The organism is Microcella sp. (assembly GCF_051860105.1).
Lineage (GTDB): Bacteria > Actinomycetota > Actinomycetes > Actinomycetales > Microbacteriaceae > Microcella.
Genome location: NZ_JBHYEO010000002.1, coordinates 59,510 through 76,549, shown reverse-complemented (window position 1 = coordinate 76,549; position 17,040 = coordinate 59,510). Strand labels below are relative to the sequence as shown.

Here is a 17,040-nt window from a genome sequence, read left to right as displayed (position 1 = left end):
GGCATGGCCTCCGCCCGCACGACCCTCCCCGCTCGCCTGCTCTCCGCCGCGCGCACCGTTCACGAGAGCACCGGGTTCGAGCGGGCGGCGCGAGCCGGCTTCGCCGTCAACGGCCTGCTGCACGTGCTCATGGGGGTGCTCGCGATCTCGGTCGCGACGGGGGCCGGCAACGCAGGCGACGACGATGACCCGGCGGGCGCGATCCACGCGATCGCCGACACCCCGGGCGGGTTCGTGCTCGTCTGGGTCATCGCCGCCGGACTCGCCTGCCTCGCCCTCTGGCTGCTGCTCGAGTCCGTGCTCGGGCACCTGGTGCGCGGCGAGGTGCGCAGCGGTCTGCTCGTCGCCGCGAAGGCCGTCGCTTATGGCGCCCTCGCCGTGCCGGCGGTCACGATCGGGCTCGGCGGCCGCGTCGAGTCTGACGACGACGTGCGCGAGATCAGCGCCTTCCTCGTGCAGACGCCGATCGGCATCGTGGTGCTGGGGCTCGCCGGCCTCGCCGTCATCGGCATCGGCGTCTACTTCGTCGTCAAGGGCGTTCGCCGCACGTTCCTCGACGACATCCGCACGCCGAGCGGCTCGGTCGGGAAGGCCGTCACCGTTCTCGGAACCGTCGGCTACATCGCGAAGGGCGTGGCGCTCACGGCGGTGGGCGTGCTGCTCATCATCACGGCCGTCACGGTCGACCCTGCCGAAGCAGCCGGACTCGACGGCGCTCTGCGGTCGGTCGCCGAGCTGCCCTTCGGCGCCGCCCTGCTCGTGCTCATCGGGCTCGGGCTCATCGCCTACGGGCTCTACTGCGGCGTGCGCGCCCGCCGGGCCACGCTGTAGAACGCGTCAGCGGTTGCGACCGCGCGCCGCGACCGTCCACGTGTCCACCTCGACGCCGTCGCGCTCGACCACGAGCTCGTCGACGAGGTTCACGGCATTGCACACGTGGTTCGGCACGACGCGCAGCTCGGTGCCGAGCGGCGGCACGACGACGTCTGCCGGGAAGGTGATCGTCGCGTGGTGCTCCGAGAGCGCGGTGATGCGGGCGTCGGGAAAGTCGAGCAACCGGCCGTAGCCGCTCGCATAGGCGGCGCGATCGGCGCCCAGGATCTTGCTGCCCGCATCCACGACCGCCACGTGCTCGCGCCGGCTCACCACTGTCGCACGGGCCGTCAGGGCGATCGACGCCGGCTCGATCGTGCCGAGCTCCCACTGCTGCGCGTCACCGAAGAGGTACACGCCCGGCCGCAGCTCGGTCAGCACGCCGCCGTCGGCCGCGCGAGCACTCGGCGTCGAGCCGCCGCTCACGACGGGGCACGGGATGCCCACAGCGACGAGCGCATCGCGGGCCGTCGCGAGGGCCGCGGCCTCGTCGCCCGCCGCCGGCGCCGCCGCGCCCGACCCGTAGGAGTGCCCGGGGAAGGTGAAGGCGCCGTCGACGAGCAGCCCCGCGTCGATCGCGGCGGCCGCGACCTCCGCAGCCCGCTCGGGCGCGATGCCGCTGCGGTGGTGACCGCTATCGACCTCGACCGCGATGGCGAGGGCGGGCGCACCCGCGCGACCGGCCTGCACGGCATCAGCGAGCATCCGCACCCCGTCGACCGAGTCGGCGCCGACCCGCAGCCGCACGCGGCCTGCGAGACTCCGGAGGCGCGACGCGCGCGGCCCGACCGCCCAGAGCGGGTAGGCGATGAACAGATCGTCGACCCCCGCGTCGGCGAATACCTCCGCCTCGCCGACGGTCGCGACGGTCAGGCCGATCGCTCCGTGCGCCAGCTGGCGACGCGCGATCTCGGGCGTCTTGTGGGTCTTGGCGTGCGGGCGCAGAGCGACCCCGAGGCGCGCCGCGTGGGCGGCCATCGCCGCGAGGTTCGCCTCGAGCCGCGGTTCGTCGACGACGAGGAAGGGGGTGTCTCGCACGCGCCCATCATCCCCCGTCGTCAGGCGCCGTGCATCTGCTTGCGCAGCAGCTCGATGCGCAGCTGCAGCTGGGCGACGGTGGCCTGGCCGACGGCCGGGCCGCCGCACAACCGCCGCAGCTCGGCGTGGATGTGCCCGTGCGGTTGGCCGGTCAGCTTCGCTCGGAGCCCGACGAGGCTGTTGAGCAGCGTGCGCTGCTCTTTCAGCGAGCGGTAGAGGGGCTGCGGCGCGGGCGCTGCGCCGGCGGGCCGATCGGCCGCTCGCCGCTGCTGCCGCTGGTGGCGGGCCTTGAGCACCTCGCGCACCTGGTCGGGTTCGAGAATGCCGGGCAGGCCGAGGAAGTCGAGCTCTTCGAGGCTGCCGACGGGCGACAGCGCGCCGAACTCGTCGCCGTCGTAGAGCACCTTCTCGAAGGTCGCGCTCGACTCGAGCGCGAGGTACGTGAACTCGGCGAGCTCGCTCTCGCTCGCCTTCTCCTCTCGCTCGGCCTCGGCGAGCAGCGCGTCGTCGAGCAGCTCGTCACCCGCCCGGTCGAGCGCGTGATCGCGCTCGCGCTCGAGCTCGCTCGCGAGGCGCTGGATGGCGGGCACGCTCGGGATGAAGATCGAGGCGGTCTCGCCGCGCCGCCGTGCCCGCACGAAGCGCCCGATCGCCTGCGCGAAGAACAGAGGCGTGGATGCGCTGGTCGCGTAGACCCCGACCGCCAGGCGCGGCACGTCCACGCCCTCCGAGACCATGCGAACGGCCACGAGCCAGCGCGATTCCGACTCGGCGAACGCGGCGATGCGGTCAGATGCCCCAGCCTCGTCGCTCAGCACGACGGTCGGCTCCTCCCCCGTGATCGAGGTCAGCAGGCCCGCATAGGCGCGCGCCGTGGCCTGATCGGTCGCGATAACGAGCCCGCCCGCATCCGGGATCGCGTTGCGCACCTCGGTCAGGCGGGTGTCGGCCGCGCGTAGCACGCCGCTCATCCACTCGCCGCCGGGGTCGAGAGCGGTACGCCACGCCTGCGCCGTGATGTCGGCCGTGTCGGCCTGCCCGAGCACGGCCTCCATCTCGTCGCCCGAGGTCGTGCGCCACCGCATGCGGCCGGCGTACGAGAGGAACAAGACGGGCCGCACCACGCCGTCAGACAACGCGCGCCCGTAGCCGTACTGATAGTCGGTGTGCGAGACGCGGATGCCCTCCGCATCGGGCACGTAGGTGACGAACGGGATGGGCGCGGTGTCGCTGCGGAACGGTGTGCCCGTCAGCGACAGCCGACGCGTCGCCCCCTCGTAGGCCTCACGGATCGCATCGCCCCAGCTGAGAGCGTCGCCTCCGTGATGCACCTCGTCGAGGATCACGAGGGTCGAGGCCTGCTCGACGAGCCCGCGGTGCACGAACGGCTGCGCAGCGACCTGGGCGTAGGTGACGGCGGCGCCGTGGAAGGCGCGGCCGATGACGCGACCGGCGTTGCGGAACGCGGGGTCGAGGCGGATGCCCACGCGATGCGCGGCGTCGGCCCACTGCCGCTTCAGGTGCTCGGTCGGCGCCACGACGATGACGCGCTCGACCGTGCGGCGCGCGAGCAGCTCGGCCGCGAGACGCAGGGCGAAGGTGGTCTTGCCGGCGCCGGGCGTGGCCGCGGCGAGGAAGTCGCGGGGCTCGGTCTCGAAGTACCGGTCGAGGGCTTCGGCCTGCCAGGCCCGCAAGCGATCGGCCGTGCCGCGTGCCGCGCGTTCGGGGTAGGAGGGTGAGAGGTGCTCCGCGGCGAACGTGCCCACGTGCGGGGCGCGGCGGTAGGTCGGACTCACGAGACCTCGATGCTAGCCGAGCGCGCCGACATGAGCGGGCCACGGAGCGAGCCCTCAGTCGACTCCGTCGGGCACGCTCCCGCGCCGCGGCGGCGCTCCGCGCAACAGGGATGCCCGCTGCACCGCGCCGCGCCCGAACTTCTCCGCGAGCGCGTCGATGGTGTTCTCTGCCTCCCGCCAGGTCTCGTCGTCGTCCCACAGCCCGCGTGCGACGGCTCCCGTCGGCAGCAGTGCGGAGGCGCGCACGCCGATGAGCCGCAGCCCGCGCCCGACGACGGGTGATGCGGCGTAGAGCGCGCGCGCCTCGGTGGCGATGCGCTGCGCGACGTCGGTCGGCTCGGCGAGCGTCTGTGCGCGGGTGATGGTCTCGAAATCGCCGAACCGGAGCTTGATCGCGAGCGTGCGAGCGACCCAGCCGCCGGCGCGCAACCGCTCCGCGACGCGCTCGGCGAGCCGCAGCAGTTCGCGGTCGATCGTGCGCGCGTCGGCGATGTCGCGCTCGAAGGTGACCTCGTGCCCGATCGTCTTCTCGGCGCGCTCGGGCGTGACCGACCGCGGGTCGCGCCCGTTCGCGAGCGCGTGCAGGTGCCCGGCGGCGGCGGGCCCGAGTGCGCGGGCGAGCGCGTCGAGCGGAGCATCCGCCACGTCACCGATCGTGCGCAGCCCGAGCCGCTCCAGCCGCTGCGCCGAGGCCGCGCCGACCCCCCACAGGGCGGTGATCGGCTGCGGGTGCAGGAAGGCGAGGGTGTCGGCCTCGGGCACGACGAGCAACCCGTCGGGCTTGGCGCGACCCGAGGCGAGCTTCGCCACGAACTTCGTCGCGGCCGCCCCGACCGAGGCCACGAGCCCCGTCTCGTCGCGGATGCGGGCCCGCAGCGCCGTTCCGATCGCGAACGGCGGCCCGAAGAGCGCCGTCGCTCCGCTGACGTCGAGGAAGGCTTCGTCGATGCTGAGCGGCTCGACGAGCGGGGTCACATCGCCGAGGATGCTCATGACCGTGCGCGATGCCGCCTGATATCGCTCGTAGTGGGGCTCGAGCACGATCGCCTGGGGGCAGCGACGCAGCGCGACGGCCATCGGCATCGCCGAGTTCACCCCGTACCGCCGGGCTTCGTAGGTTGCCGCGGTCACGACCGAGCGCGCGCCGCGATGGCCGACGATCACCGGCCGGCCCCGCAGCTCGGGTCGGTCGAGCAGTTCGACGGAGGCGAAGAAGGCGTCCATGTCGAGGTGCAGGATGCGCGCGCTCAGGTCAGCGGTCGGGGCCGAGGTGACCTGCCGACCGCTGCCGTCTTGCTTGCTCATGACGAACGCCCCACGCGAGCATCCTGCCACCGTGCGGTGACGGCGGCGGGATGCGCGAGGGGCGTTCGGGGTGCTGCGGGAGGTGTCAGCGCTTGCGCGTGATCAGACCCCACAGCAGGATCACGAGGATCGAGCCGCCAATGGCCAGGAGCCAGGTGCCGATGCTGAAGAACGAGTCGACGGATCCGAGCCCGAGCAGGCTTCCGATCCACCCGCCTAGGAGGGCGCCGACGACGCCGAGGATGAGGGTGGAGAGCCACCCGCCGGACTGCTTGCCCGGCAGGATCGCCTTGGCGATCGCACCGGCGATGAGGCCGAGCAGAAGGAATGCGAGGAAGCCCATCGGCTTCTTCTTTCGTTGTGGCGGGCGTGCAGTCGGCACCCCGCCGATGTTCGAGCGATTCTGTGGAAACGCTCGGCCACAGTCAAGCAGATGTGCCCCGTTCGGGGGGAGGAATTCTTTGGCGCGTCACCGGGGTGCAGAGGGAGCCTCTCGTCTGACACTCTGGTGGCATGCCTCAGCTTCACCCCTGGTCGCGCTACGTCGCGATCGGCGATTCCTTCACGGAGGGCATCGGCGACCCCGAGCCCCAGAGCCCCGGAGGGCACCGTGGATGGGCCGACCGCGTCGCCGAGGTGCTTGCCGACCGCACCGACGACTTCGCCTACGCCAATCTCGCCATCCGCGGCCGGCTGCTGCAGCAGATCGCCGACGAGCAGGTGGACGCCGCGCTCGCGCTCCGCCCTGACCTCATCACGATCTCGGGCGGCGGCAACGACATCATCCGCCCCGGCACCGATCCCGACCGGGTCGCCGAGCTCTTCGATGAGACCATCGGCCGGTTGCGGGCGAACGGCGCCACGGTCGTCATGTTCAACGGGCCTGACATCGGCATGACGCCGGTGCTGCGGCGGGTGCGGGGCAAGGTCGCGATCTACAACGAGAACCTGCGCTACGTGGCGGCCAAGAACGATGCGATCGTGGCCGACATGTGGGCGCTGCGGCAGTTGCAGAACCCGCAGATGTGGGCACCCGACCGGCTTCACTTCTCCCCGCTCGGGCACCACACGATCGCTATCGCCGTGCTCGAGGCGCTCGGGATCGACCATCAGCTCGAGCCCCAGCATCCGGAGCCTCTGCCCTCGCGATCGTGGCGCGCAGCGCGTGTCGACGACATGGGATGGGCGCGCGAGTATCTCGTGCCGTGGGTCGTGCGGCGCATCCGGCACCAGTCGTCCGGCGACACGGTCCGCCCCAAGCGGCCGACCCTCTGACGGCGCAGCGGTCGCGGGCTCGTCAGCCGCCGAGGATCTGCTCGAGCGGACGCATGAGCCGCCACTCGAGCGGCGGCGGGTCGATCTCGCCGACCCAGCGCAGACTGACCGGCCGCCGTTGCCCCGCGATCTCCACGACCATGGTCGCATCGTCCGGCGGCCCCAAGCCGGCGAGCAGCGGCGGTGCCCGCACCGCCGCGCGGGTCGACGTCGCGCCCCACACGAGCGCGCTCTCGGCCTCGGCCACCACGAGCTGCGCGCGGTCTCCCCAGGGCGCCGTGTAGGTCGCGACCGGGGTGCCCGGCTCGGCGAGCGTCACGGTGCGGAAGTCGTCGGACGCCGTTCCGACGAGCGTCTGCACCGCGGCGGCGACGGCCTCCTGATCGGCGAGGCCGAGCACGACGCCGACCACGTCCACCGGTTGCCCACCCACTGCGATCCTGCTCGAGAACAGCAGATTGGCGCCGATGCCGTCGAGCGTGCCCGTCTTGATACCGCTGACGCCCGCGAGGCCGAGCGCGAGGTTCGTCGTCTCGAAGGCGCCCACCCCCGGCACGCTGACGGAGGGCTGGGCGGCGGCCTCGACGATGACCTCGTTGTCGAGCGCCACGCGGGCGAGCTCGACGAGATCGCGCGGCGTGCCGGTGTTCTGCAGCGAGAAGCCGGTGCTGTCGCCGACCGAGATGCCGTTCAGTCCGTGATCGTCGAGCCAGGACCGGGCCGCAGCGAGGTAGGCGTCGATCGACCCGAAGGCCCACAGCGCCAGCGTTTCGGCGTAGTTGTTGGCCGAGCGCACCATCATGAGCTCGATGACCTGGCGCTGCGTCACCACGGTGCCCGGCGGGGCGGGGGCGATCGTGCCGTTCATCGCGCGGTAGCGGGCCGGCAGCGCGCCATCGGCGGCGGTGAGGGTCAGCGAGGCCCCGGATGCTCCCGACTCGATCGGATACGCCTCGAGCACGACGAGAGCGGTGATGACCTTCGTGATCGACGCGAGAACGCGCGGCGTGTCGAGCTCACGACCGGCGAAGATCTGGTCGCCGTCGGCGGCGGCGATCGCCGCTCCCCCGATGCCGGGCAGGGTGACGCTGCCCGGTGGCGTCGAGACCTGCTCGACGGGAAGCGCCACCGCGGGGATGGGTTCGATCGGCGCGAGAACCGCGTAGCTCGTGTAGCCGAGCGTCGACAGCAGCACCGCGAGCACCGCGACGATCGCCGCCGTCCGCCGCCGCGCCGACGTCGAGCCGGAGGTCATGCCGAATCGCGCCAGACGATCTCGGTCGCCAGGAGCGCGCCGTTCGCGGCGAGCGAGCCGGTGCGCACCTGCTCGAGCACCAGTTCGGCGGCCCGCGCTCCGAGCTGGCCGGCCGGTTGGCGCACGGTCGAGAGGGCGGGCTGCGCGCGCACGGCCCACGAACTGTCGTCGAAACCGACGATGCCGACGTCGCGCGGCACGGTGCGACCGGCGTTGCGCAGCGCTTCGAGCGCTCCCGCCGCGATCGCGTCGGACGCGGCGAAGACGCCGTCGATGCCCGGCTCCCGCGCGAGCAGTTCGGTCATGCCGGCCACGCCGGCGGCGTAGGTGTAGAACCGCTCTCGCGCGACGATCGAGTCGTCGAAGTCGTCGCCCATGGCCTCGCGGAAGCCGGCGAGACGGTCACGGCCCGAGTCGCGGTCGAGACCCGCGGCGATCATCCCGATGCGTCGACGACCGGTGTTCCGCAGCCGCTCGGTGATCTGCCGGGCCGCGCCGCGATTGTCGATGCCGACCCAGGGCAGCTGCGGCTGGTTGTCGGGGCGGCCGACCATGACGGCGGGCAGTCGCAGGTCGGCGATGGCCTGCGAGATCGGGTCGTCCTCGCGCGCCGACACGATGATCGCGCCATCGACGAACCCGCCCCCGAGATAGCCGGTGACCCGTCGGGAGTCGCGCTCGGTGTCGATGATGAGCGACACGAGCTGGTAGTCGGCCGCCGAGAGCGCGGCGTTGGCCCCGAGCAGAATGGCGCCGATGTTCGGGTCGTCGATGAAGACCGAGTCGGGCTCGTGCACGATGAGAGCGATCGCGCCGGAGGACTGCTTCGCGAGGTTGCGAGCCGCGGTGTTGCGCACGTAGCCGACCTTGGCGATGGCCGCCTCGATGGCTTCACGGGCGGCAGCAGACACATAGGGCTCGCCGTTGAGAACGCGCGAGACGGTGCCGCGCGAGACGCCCGCTTCCGCGGCCACGTCGAAGATCGTGGCGCGCTTCACGCGGGTGGTGGGGGCAGTCACGCGCTCAGTGTATCCGCGCGTCTCGCCCCGGCGCGGGCACGCCGATGGGCACGGTGGTTGACAGGCGCGCGTCGCCGTGCGTAATCTGTGAGCGCTCACAGAACTTCGTCCCCCGAACAGGTCACGCCTGTCTGTGCACGTTCACAGGGGAAGGATGCCGGAGCGACGACGATGTTGACCCCGCCTGCGGAAGGACGGCCTGTGACCACTCCCCTGACCCTCAGCCACGAGCAGCCGCTCGTGCCGGGCTGGGCCACGGGCACGATCACCCTCGGATGCGACTACAACCCCGAGCAGTGGGACGAATCGGTCTGGCACGACGACATCGCGCTCATGCGCGACCTGGGTGTCGACCTCGTCGCGATCAACATCTTCGGCTGGGCCCAGCTGCAGCCCCAGCCTGGTCCGTTCGACTTCAGCCGCCTCGACCGCATCCTCGACCTGCTGCACGCGGCGGGCATCCGGGTGAACCTCGGCACGGGAACCTCGTCGCCGCCGCCATGGCTCGCACGCCTCCACCCCGAGACCCTGCCTCAGGGAGCCGACGGCACGATCGCGTGGCCGGGCGGGCGCCAGGCCTGGTGCTCGAGCTCCGCCGTGTTCCGGCAGAAGGCGCTCGAGCTCGTCACCGCGATGGCCGACCGGTACGGCGATCACCCCGCTCTCGCGCTCTGGCACGTCTCGAACGAGCTCGGCTGCCACAACGCGCTCTGCTACTGCGACGCCTCGGCGCGCGCCTTCCGCACCTGGCTGCGCGACCGCTACGCCACGCTCGACGCCCTCAACGACGCGTGGGGCACAGCGTTCTGGAGCCAGCGCTACGGGCACTGGGACGACGTCCTGCCGCCGCGCACCACCCGTTCGGCGGGCAACCCCGCGCAGCTGCTCGACTTCAAGCGATTCTCCTCCGATGCCCTGCTCGACCACTACCGTGCCGAGACCGCCGTGCTGCAGTCGCGGTCGAGCGCCCCGGTCACGACCAACCTCATGGTCACGGCGCACATCCAGACGCAGGACTACGCCCGGTGGGCTCCTGAGCTCGACCTCATCGCGAACGACCACTACCTCGATCACCGTCTCGCCGACCCGCTCGCCGAGCTCGCCTTCAGCGCCGATCTCACCCGCGGCCTCGCCGACGGCGGATCATGGATGCTCATGGAGACGTCGACGAGCGCCGTCAGCTGGCAACCGGTGAACCACGCCAAGCGCGAGGGCGAGCTCGTGCGCACCGTGCTCGGGCACGTGGCACGCGGCGCCGACTCGATCTGCTTCTTCCAGTGGCGCGCCTCGCGCAGCGGCGCCGAGAAGTTCCACTCCGCGCTCCTGCCGCACAGCGGAACGGCCGGAGCGGGCTGGGCGCAGAGTGTCGAGCTCTCGGCCCTGCTCGACCGGCTCTCCCCCGTCGTCGGATCGCGAGTGCACTCGCGCGCGGCCCTGGTGTTCTCGTGGGAGGCATGGTGGGCTGCTGAGGGTGACACCCAGCCCAGCAGCCTGCTGCGCTACCTCCCCGAGGCGCACCGATACCATCGCGCGCTGCGTGCCCTCGGTGTGACGGTCGACGTCGTCGCCCCCGAGGCCGACCTCAGCGCCTACGATCTCGTGGTCGTGCCGACTCTCTACACCGTGACGGATGCCGCGGCCGCGTCGATCGCGGAGGCCGCCCAGGCGGGCGCGACCGTTCTCATCACGCCCTTCAGCGGCATCGTCGACGAGCACGACGCCATCCGCCCGGGCGGCTACCCCGGAGCCTTCCGCGACCTGCTCGGGATCATGGTCGACGAGTTCCGTCCGCTCGCGGCCGAGGCGATCGTCGCACTCTCCTCGGGCGCCCGCGGCAGCATCTGGAGCGAAGCGGTGCACGTGATCGATGCCGAGGTGATCGCGACCTTCGTCGACGGCCCCGCCGCGGCATCCCCCGCCCTGACCCGGCGCCGCGTCGGCACGGGGTCGGCCTGGTACAGCGCGACGGTTCTGGATGACGATGGAGTGCTCGCGCTGCTGCGCCGCCTGTGCGCCGACGCGGGCGTTCCGGTCATCGAGGTCGGGCCCGACGTCGACGTGGTCACGCGGCACTCGGCGACCGAGGAGTTCACGTTCATCATCAACCACCGCGCGCAGCCCATCACGGTGCCGTTCGCGGGTCTCGACCTGGTCTCGGGCGAGACGGTCGCCGACGCCACGCCGCTGCCTGCAGGAGCCGTGCGCGTCGTCATCTCAGAGAGGAGCGATCGTGGCGCGTGACACAGCCGTCAAAGCCTCGAGAGCCGTCAGCCATCGGAAGGCGCTCGCGTTCTTCCTCATCCCCTTCGGGTCGCTGTTCGTGCTGTTCTACCTCGTGCCGATCCTCTACGCGATCTACCAGTCGCTGCTGACGGTCGAGCGCGAGGGTACGTTCGGCCCGGCCGTCCAGGTGTTCGGCGGGCTCACCCAGTACATCGCGGTCTTCCAGAACGAGCCGTTCTGGGCGTCGATCGGGCGCGTGCTGCTGTTCGGCGTCGTCCAGGTGCCGATCATGCTCGGTGTCGCGCTCGTGCTCGCCCTGCTGCTCGACTCGCCGCTCGTGCGGGGCTCGAAGTTCTTCCGGCTCGCCTTCTTCGCGCCGTACGCGGTGCCCGCCGTCATCGCCGCGATCATGTGGGGCTTCCTCTACTCGCCGAACCTCTCGCCCTTCACCGCCGTGACCGCGAGCCTCGACCTCCTGTCGGCCGAGACGGTGCTCTGGTCGATCGCCAACGTCGTCACCTGGGTCTACGTGGGCTACAACATGCTCATCATCTACTCGGCGCTGCTGTCGATCCCGCAGGAGATCTACGAGGCCGCCCGCCTCGACGGTGCCGGGCAGTTCCGCATCGCGATGTCGATCAAGATCCCGCTCGTCGTGCCGGCGCTCGTTCTGACCGGCATCTTCTCGATCATCGGAACCCTGCAGCTGCTCGCTGAGCCGCAGGTGTTCCAGAGCTTCTCGAACGCGGTCACGAGCACCTTCACCCCGAACCTCACCATCTACTCCACCGCGTCGGTGCCGAACATCAGCCTCGCCGCCGCCATGTCGGTCGTGCTCGCCCTGGCGACCTTCGTGCTTTCGTTCACCGTGCTCAAGCTCACGCAGCGGAGGACCGCGCAATGACCGTCTCGACCGAAACCCGCGCGCTGCGCACGCAGGGCCTGAAGAAGCGCCCCGCTCGCGACGGAGGCATCCGCGAGAGCGCCGTCTCCCGCACCGTCGCCATGGCGGTCATGATCGTCGCCACGCTGTACTTCCTCACGCCGCTGTGGTGGCTGCTCGTCGCCTCGACCAAGACGCGGGCCGACTTCACCACGACCAACCCCCTGTGGTTCGCCGACTTCGCGCTGTTCGACAACATCGCGGCGCTCGTCAGCTACCGCGACGGCGTCTTCCTGCTGTGGCTCGGCAACAGCGCCCTGTACGCGGGCGTCGGCGCTCTCCTCGCCACGCTCATCGCGGCCATGGCCGGGTACGCGATCGCGAAGTACACGTTCCGCGGCCGCGAGACGCTCTTCAACGTCATCCTCGGCGGGGTACTCGTGCCCGCGACGGCCCTCGCCCTCCCGCTCTTCCTGCTGTTCAGCCAGGCGGGCGCCACCAACACGATCTGGGCCGTGCTGCTGCCGAGCCTCGTGAGCCCCTTCGGCGTCTATCTCTCGCGCATCTACGCCGCAGCGAGCGTGCCCGACGAGATCATCGAGGCCGCGCGCATCGACGGTGCGGGCGAGGTTCGCACCTTCTTCACGGTCGCCACGCGTCTCATGGCCCCGGCCCTTGTGACGATCTTCCTCTTCCAGTTCGTGGCGATCTGGAACAACTTCTTCCTGCCGCTCATCATGCTGCGCGACGAGAACCTGTTCCCCGTCACGCTGGGTCTCTACGTCTGGAACACCCAGGTGAGCCAGATCCCCGACATCCGCGCCCTCGTCGTCATCGGGTCGCTGCTGTCGATCATCCCCCTCATCGTCACCTTCCTCGCGCTGCAGCGGTTCTGGCAGTCGGGGTTGGCGAACGGCGGGCTCAAGTGAGCATCCGCCGACAGTCCCTCAGCCGCACGACGGCTGAGCGGAGCAGCACCACCACCAATCGAAAGGAACACAGCATGGCGATCTCACTCGTCGCACGTGCGGGGGCCATCGCGGCCATCTCCGCACTTGCGCTGACGGCCTGCTCGACCGGCGGCACTGACGCCCCCGGTGCGAGCGGCGACTGCGCTCCCTCCGACGGCCCCGTCACCCTCACCTTCACGAGCTGGCTCCCCGGCGTCGAGGAGGCCGTGGCGATCTGGAACGAGGAGAACCCCGACATCCAGGTCGAGGTGCAGACGGGCCCGAACGGCAACGGCGGCACCTACCAGAACTTCTTCAACCAGCTCGCGGCCGGAAACGCGCCCGACCTCGGTCAGATCGAGTTCGACGCGATGCCGAACTTCCGCGTGCAGGACGGCCTCGAGAACATCGCGGCCTGCGAGGGAATCCTCGAGGCTGAGGACCAGTTCGTGCCGTGGACCTGGAGCCAGGTCACCTTCGGCGAAGAGGACGCGGTCTACGCGATCCCGCAGGACACCGGCCCCATGGCCATGTTCTACCGTGCCGACCTGTTCGAGGCGGCCGGCATCCCGGTTCCCACCACGTGGGAGGAGTACGAGGCTGCCGCGGTGCAGATCCGTGCTCAGGGCGGCTACATCAACAACTTCTCGCAGAGCGACATCAACGCCTTCGCGGGCCTGGTGTGGCAGGCGGGCGGCGAGTGGTTCTCGAACGACGCCGACGGCTGGACGGTCGACCTGACCGGTGCCGAGACCACGCAGGTGGCCGAGTACTGGCAGGGCCTCATCGACAACGACCTCGTCGCTGTCTACCCGCCGTGGACCGACGAGTGGAACGCCGCCTACAACTCGAGCGAACTGTGGACGTGGGTCTCCGCCGTCTGGGGTGCCAACACCATCGCGAGCGGTGCGCCTGACACCGCCGGCAACTGGGCTGTCGCCCCGATGCCGCAGTGGGAGGCCGGCGCCAGCGCCGCGGGCAACTGGGGTGGCTCGACCACCGCGGTGCTCAAGGGCTCGGACCACCCGTACGAGGCCGCGCAGTTCGCTCTGTGGCTCAACACGGATGCCGACGCGCTGACCGCGATGAACCGCACCGCGAACATCTACCCCGCCACGATCGAGGGTGCGAACCTCCCGGTCTTCGGTGAGGGTGTGGAGTTCTACGGCGGACAGAAGATCTACGAGGTCTTCGCCGAGGCCGGCAACAACGTCGATCCCAACTTCACGTGGGGCCCGACCATGACGCAGGTCTACAACGATGTCGCTGACGGCTTCTCCGGTGCCGTCTCGGGCAGCGGTACGCTTCTGGATGCTCTGACCGCTGGTCAGGACGCCACGATCGCAGCCCTCAAGGCGGCCTCGATTCCCGTCAAGGAGTAGGTATCTCGCTTCTCCACCTCCGTGCCGCGGGTGTCAGCTTCGTGCTCGACGCCCGCGGCACGGCCGTGCCACGGCTCGCGCACTGGGGTCATGACCTCGGTGACGTCGAGCCGACCATGCTCGAGCTGGTGGCGGCCGCACTGCCCGCGGTCGCCCCCAGCTCGCCTGATCTCCCTCTCGTGCCCTCGATCCTCGCGGGCCCGGCGGAGGGGTGGAGCGGGTTCCCCGCGCTCATCGCCCACCGCGTCGGGGCCGGCCCTGCGCGCCTGCCGATGCGCATCCATCGCACCGGTCTGACGGCCGACGAGGGCTCGATCGCGGTCGAGCTACTCGTGCACGACGATCACGGCCCGCTGCTGACGGTGGGCTGGACCGTGCGGCTCTCTCCGGAGGGCGTCGTCGTGATCGCGATGGATGCCCGCGCCGAAGCCCCCGAGGGCGTCGACCTGCACCGTCTCGCCGCGACCCTTCCGGTTCCCGCCCGGGCGAGCGATCTGCTCGACTTCAGCGGGCTCTGGGCCGGTGAGCGGAGGCCGCAACGCGGCACCGTGCGCGACGGCCTGCACCTGCGCGACCAGCGCCGCGGCCGCCCCGGCCACGACGCCCCCTTCCTGACCGTGCTCGGAACGCCGGGCTTCGGCTTCCGCACCGGCGAGGTCTGGGCGCTGCACCACGCCTGGAGCGGCAACAGCACGACGGGCGTCGAGTCGCTGCCGACGGGCCACCGCCGCCTGCTGGCCGCCGAACTGCTCGACCCGGCCGAGATCGTGCTCGCCGCGGGCGAGACCTACACGGCTCCCGAGACGGTGCTCGCCTGGTCGAACACGGGCCTCGACGGACTGAGCGACCGCCTGCACCCGTTCGTGCGCGCTCTGACTCCCCCGACGCACCGCCCCGTCGTGCTCAACACGTGGGAGGCCGTGTACTTCGACCACGCGCTCGAATCGCTCATGCCGCTCGTCGATGCCGCCGCCGATCTCGGCATCGAGCGCTTCGTGCTCGACGACGGATGGTTCGCGGGCCGCACCGACGACCGCCGAGCTCTCGGCGACTGGACGGTCGACCCCGAGCGGTGGCCCTCCGGACTCCACCCGTTGGCCAACGCGGTCGTGGCGCGCGGCATGGAGTTCGGCCTGTGGGTCGAGCCCGAGATGGTGAGCCCCGACTCGCGGCTCGCGCGCGAGCATCCCGAATGGATGCTCGCCGAAGCCGCACCCGACCGCCAGCATCCCCCCACCTGGCGCTTCCAGCACACGCTCGACCTCACGGTCGACGCGGCCCGGGCGCACCTGCTCGAGACGCTCAGCGCCCTGCTGACCGAGTACCCCATCGCCTTCCTCAAGTGGGATCACAACCGCGACCAGCACGCCGGCACCGCGGCGGCGCACACCCGCGCCGTGTACGCGCTCATCGACGACCTGCGCGCGCGGTTCCCGCACGTCGCGATCGAGAGCTGCGCCTCGGGCGGCGCGCGGGTCGACCTCGGCATGGCCGCGCGCGTGCACCGCTTCTGGACGAGCGACACCAATGACGCGCTCGATCGGCAGCGCATCCAGCGCTACAGCGGCCTGCTCATGCCGCCCGAGCTGCTCGGCGGCCACGTCGGTGCCCCCCGCGCGCACATCACGGGCCGCACGCACGACCTCTCGTTCCGCCTCGCGACGGCGCTGTTCGGCAGCGCGGGCATCGAGTGGAACGTCACGACCGCCGACGCCGCCCAGCTCGACGCCCTGCGCGACTGGGTCGCGACCGTCAAGCTCGTGCGCCCGCTGCTCACGACCGGCCGTACGGTGCGCACCGACGAGCCCGGCGATGACCGCTACGTGCACGGCCTCGTCGCGCCCGACGGCAGTGAGGCGCTCATCGCTCTCGTCACGCTCGCGACCGCGTCGGTCGCCGTGCCGCCGCCCCTGCGGTTCCCCGGCCTCGACCCCGACCGGCGCTACCGCGTCGAACCGCTGACCGTGGGGGGGCCACCGCACGCGGTGCAGGATGCTCCCCCGGCGTGGATCGCCGACGGCGGCATCACGGTCACGGGTCGGCTGCTCGCCGACCTCGGGCTGCACGTGCCGCTGCTCGCGCCGGAACAGGCGCTGCTGCTGCGCGCGATCGCGCTCGACTGATCGAGAACAAAGCGCGCTGCGCCTATTGTCGCGCTTGCAGCGCGAACAAAGCGACGGCGCTCGCCGCCGCGACATTGAGCGAGTCGACGCCGTGCGCCATGGGGATCGTCACGACGACGTCGGCCGCCTCGAGCGCGGCGCGGCTCAGACCGTCGCCCTCCGTGCCGACGACGATCGCGACGCGCTCGGGAGCCGCCGCAGCGAACTCGCGCAGCCCCACCGCGTCGTCCGCCAGCGCGAGGGCCGCGATCGTGAAGCCCGCGGCATGCAGCTGCGGCACGGCCTCGTCCCACTCGGGCTGGCGCGTCCACGGCACCTGCAGCACCGTGCCCATCGACACGCGCACGCTGCGGCGGTAGAGCGGGTCGGCGCAGCGCGGGGTGATGAGCACGGCATCCGCCCCGAGGCCCGCCACGGAGCGGAAGATCGCCCCCACGTTGGTGTGGTCGACGACGTCTTCGACGATGACGACGCGGCGGGCATCCCGCAGCACCTCGGTCACGGTCGGCAGAGCGGGCCGATGCATGCTCGCGAGCGCACCGCGGTGCAGGTGGAAGCCCGTGAGTTCTTCGAGCAACCCGGCCTCGCCGACATAGACGGGCACGTCGCGGTCGCCCAGCAGCGCCTCGAGGTCGGGCAGCCAGCGCTCGCTCGTCAGCACCGAGCGCGGCACGTGGCCGGCCCGCAGCGCGCGGCCGATGACCGTGATCGACTCGGCGATGTAGAGCCCGCCCTGAGGCTCGGTCGCGACGCGCAGGGCGACGTCGGTGAGACGCGCGTAGTCGGCGAGGGCGGGCTCGTCGAGCGTCGTGATCTGCTCGATGCGCATGGATGCCCGCCTTCCGCCCGGCGGACGCGAGTCGCCCTGCCAGCCTCCGGAAACATATCCGAAACCAGAGCGTTCTAGTCTGCGAGGGA

Annotated in this window: 14 protein-coding genes; 7 read left to right on the top strand and 7 right to left on the bottom strand. The window is 71.4% G+C overall.

What is annotated here, in order from left to right:
• The first annotated feature begins 3 nt into the window (after positions 1 to 3).
• Positions 4 to 831: a DUF1206 domain-containing protein gene (locus ACTIE9_RS01455; protein WP_439563800.1), complete on the top strand. Its 828-nt coding sequence runs from the start codon at positions 4 to 6 to the stop codon at positions 829 to 831.
• Positions 832 to 837: 6 nt separating this feature from the next.
• Here the strand turns inward: ACTIE9_RS01455 and ACTIE9_RS01450 are convergent, their stop codons facing one another.
• The 4 genes from ACTIE9_RS01450 to ACTIE9_RS01435 form a co-directional block, all read right to left on the bottom strand.
• Complete coding sequence (locus ACTIE9_RS01450) at positions 838 to 1,911, bottom strand: alanine racemase (protein WP_439563799.1); 1,074 nt, start codon at positions 1,909 to 1,911, stop codon at positions 838 to 840.
• Between the two features lie 20 nt (positions 1,912 to 1,931).
• Positions 1,932 to 3,707, bottom strand: a complete 1,776-nt coding sequence (locus ACTIE9_RS01445; RefSeq protein WP_439563798.1) for a DEAD/DEAH box helicase — start codon at positions 3,705 to 3,707, stop codon at positions 1,932 to 1,934.
• A gap of 54 nt (positions 3,708 to 3,761) precedes the next feature.
• Positions 3,762 to 5,012, bottom strand: coding sequence for a DNA polymerase IV (locus ACTIE9_RS01440; protein WP_439563797.1), 1,251 nt, complete (start codon positions 5,010 to 5,012; stop codon positions 3,762 to 3,764).
• Positions 5,013 to 5,097: 85 nt separating this feature from the next.
• Positions 5,098 to 5,355, bottom strand: a complete 258-nt coding sequence (locus ACTIE9_RS01435; RefSeq protein WP_439563796.1) for a GlsB/YeaQ/YmgE family stress response membrane protein — start codon at positions 5,353 to 5,355, stop codon at positions 5,098 to 5,100.
• Positions 5,356 to 5,525: 170 nt separating this feature from the next.
• On the opposite strand from ACTIE9_RS01435, the gene ACTIE9_RS01430 reads away from it, so the two are divergent.
• A complete protein-coding gene (locus ACTIE9_RS01430) occupies positions 5,526 to 6,287 on the top strand; it encodes an SGNH/GDSL hydrolase family protein (protein WP_439563795.1) in 762 nt (253 codons plus the stop codon).
• Positions 6,288 to 6,309: 22 nt separating this feature from the next.
• Here the strand turns inward: ACTIE9_RS01430 and ACTIE9_RS01425 are convergent, their stop codons facing one another.
• Both ACTIE9_RS01425 and ACTIE9_RS01420 read right to left on the bottom strand, forming a co-directional pair.
• Positions 6,310 to 7,542, bottom strand: coding sequence for a D-alanyl-D-alanine carboxypeptidase family protein (locus ACTIE9_RS01425; RefSeq protein WP_439563794.1), 1,233 nt, complete (start codon positions 7,540 to 7,542; stop codon positions 6,310 to 6,312).
• A complete protein-coding gene (locus ACTIE9_RS01420; protein ID WP_439563793.1) occupies positions 7,539 to 8,561 on the bottom strand; it encodes a LacI family DNA-binding transcriptional regulator in 1,023 nt (340 codons plus the stop codon). Before ACTIE9_RS01420 ends, ACTIE9_RS01425 begins: the two co-directional genes overlap by 4 nt.
• Positions 8,562 to 8,762: 201 nt before the next feature.
• Between ACTIE9_RS01420 and ACTIE9_RS01415 the strand changes: the two genes are divergently transcribed.
• The 5 genes from ACTIE9_RS01415 (at position 8,763) to ACTIE9_RS01395 (ending at position 16,122) form a co-directional block, all read left to right on the top strand.
• On the top strand, positions 8,763 to 10,802 hold the full coding sequence (locus ACTIE9_RS01415) for a beta-galactosidase (protein WP_439563792.1): 2,040 nt from the start codon (positions 8,763 to 8,765) through the stop codon (positions 10,800 to 10,802).
• Complete coding sequence (locus tag ACTIE9_RS01410; RefSeq protein WP_439563791.1) at positions 10,792 to 11,688, top strand: carbohydrate ABC transporter permease; 897 nt, start codon at positions 10,792 to 10,794, stop codon at positions 11,686 to 11,688. Before ACTIE9_RS01415 ends, ACTIE9_RS01410 begins: the two co-directional genes overlap by 11 nt.
• Positions 11,685 to 12,596, top strand: coding sequence for a carbohydrate ABC transporter permease (locus ACTIE9_RS01405; protein WP_439563790.1), 912 nt, complete (start codon positions 11,685 to 11,687; stop codon positions 12,594 to 12,596). The genes ACTIE9_RS01410 and ACTIE9_RS01405 overlap by 4 nt, the downstream gene beginning before the upstream one ends.
• A 74-nt stretch (positions 12,597 to 12,670) precedes the next feature.
• A complete protein-coding gene (locus ACTIE9_RS01400; protein WP_439563789.1) occupies positions 12,671 to 13,999 on the top strand; it encodes an ABC transporter substrate-binding protein in 1,329 nt (442 codons plus the stop codon).
• A 41-nt stretch (positions 14,000 to 14,040) separates the two neighbouring features.
• The gene (locus ACTIE9_RS01395; protein ID WP_439563788.1) at positions 14,041 to 16,122 is read left to right on the top strand and encodes an alpha-galactosidase; all 2,082 of its coding nucleotides are present in this window, start codon (positions 14,041 to 14,043) and stop codon (positions 16,120 to 16,122) included.
• 22 nt (positions 16,123 to 16,144) lie between these two features.
• Here the strand turns inward: ACTIE9_RS01395 and ACTIE9_RS01390 are convergent, their stop codons facing one another.
• Positions 16,145 to 16,951, bottom strand: coding sequence for a TrmH family RNA methyltransferase (locus tag ACTIE9_RS01390; protein ID WP_439563787.1), 807 nt, complete (start codon positions 16,949 to 16,951; stop codon positions 16,145 to 16,147).
• Positions 16,952 to 17,040: the final 89 nt, after the last annotated feature.

Bases quoted from the DNA above. Each gene is read 5' to 3' on its own strand.
- ACTIE9_RS01455 (WP_439563800.1), top strand. From the start codon at position 4: ATGGCCTCCGCCCGCACGACCCTCCCCGCTCGCCTGCTCTCCGCCGCG.
- ACTIE9_RS01440 (WP_439563797.1), bottom strand. From the start codon at position 5,012: ATGAGCAAGCAAGACGGCAGCGGTCGGCAGGTCACCTCGGCCCCGACC.
- ACTIE9_RS01435 (WP_439563796.1), bottom strand. From the start codon at position 5,355: ATGGGCTTCCTCGCATTCCTTCTGCTCGGCCTCATCGCCGGTGCGATC.
- ACTIE9_RS01430 (WP_439563795.1), top strand. From the start codon at position 5,526: ATGCCTCAGCTTCACCCCTGGTCGCGCTACGTCGCGATCGGCGATTCC.
- ACTIE9_RS01425 (WP_439563794.1), bottom strand. From the start codon at position 7,542: ATGACCTCCGGCTCGACGTCGGCGCGGCGGCGGACGGCGGCGATCGTC.
- ACTIE9_RS01405 (WP_439563790.1), top strand. From the start codon at position 11,685: ATGACCGTCTCGACCGAAACCCGCGCGCTGCGCACGCAGGGCCTGAAG.
- ACTIE9_RS01400 (WP_439563789.1), top strand. From the start codon at position 12,671: ATGGCGATCTCACTCGTCGCACGTGCGGGGGCCATCGCGGCCATCTCC.
- ACTIE9_RS01390 (WP_439563787.1), bottom strand. From the start codon at position 16,951: ATGCGCATCGAGCAGATCACGACGCTCGACGAGCCCGCCCTCGCCGAC.